Source organism: Mesorhizobium sp. 128a, assembly GCF_053848025.1.
In genome coordinates this window covers 1-765 of sequence record NZ_JBSPKY010000086.1, presented here as the reverse complement: position 1 = coordinate 765, position 765 = coordinate 1, and the positions used below count along the sequence as shown (strand labels likewise).

General features: G+C 59.5%; 1 protein-coding gene. It reads right to left on the bottom strand.

The features are described 5' to 3' along the window. On the bottom strand, positions 1–765 hold a 765-nt coding region (locus ACWTU9_RS33170; protein WP_455862011.1), incomplete at both ends, for an adenylate/guanylate cyclase domain-containing protein.

Below are 765 nucleotides of genomic sequence, written 5' to 3'. Positions count from 1 at the left end.
GCCGAAGAGGAGAATATCTTCGCGCCGTACGAATATTTCATGCCCAGGTCCCATCGACACAAATGTGCCCGACGAGCTTCTCTCGACAAGCCGGGGCCTGCCATTCGAAATGGTGAAGGTCGCGTGGTGCCTTGAAACCCAGGGCCGCTCGACGACAATATTGCATTCCGCAGATCGGCCGATGGTCACGGATTCGTTGTTTCGACAGGATCGCAACTGATCTTCATACCGGATGACCAGACTGATCTGCCGCTGCGGGACGGAGCGTCTATCGGTAGTGGTGCCTCGGATGATGGTCTGCGTACTGAGGGCCCCATCGTCGCTCCACAGGGTATAGACATCGAAGAGTTCTTGCTTCCCCTTCAAGGCCATTTTGTCGAGGAGCCGCAGGCCCTTGCGGCTCTTCGCGGAAAGGGCTTCGCAAAAGCTCTGGCTGATCAGCACCTCCCCGGGGTTGGCCGTGGTGGACAACCTTGCGGTAACATTGACAACATCACCGAATACCTCGCCCCGCGTGCGAATGACCGTTCCGAAATGCAATCCGATACGGGCGCTCAACGGCCCTTTCGTCAGTTGGCGGCTGATTTGGCAGACGGCCCTCAGCGCCGCCTCCGGGCTCTCGAACAGGCTGAGCACGTCATCGCCTTTCGAGTGAATGAAATCACCGCCGTGCCGGGCGACGGTCTCGCGCATCGCGTCAAGGCAATCCGAAACCTGCTGCAGAGCCGCATCGTCGCCGATACGCTCATAGAGGGGCGTGCTGCC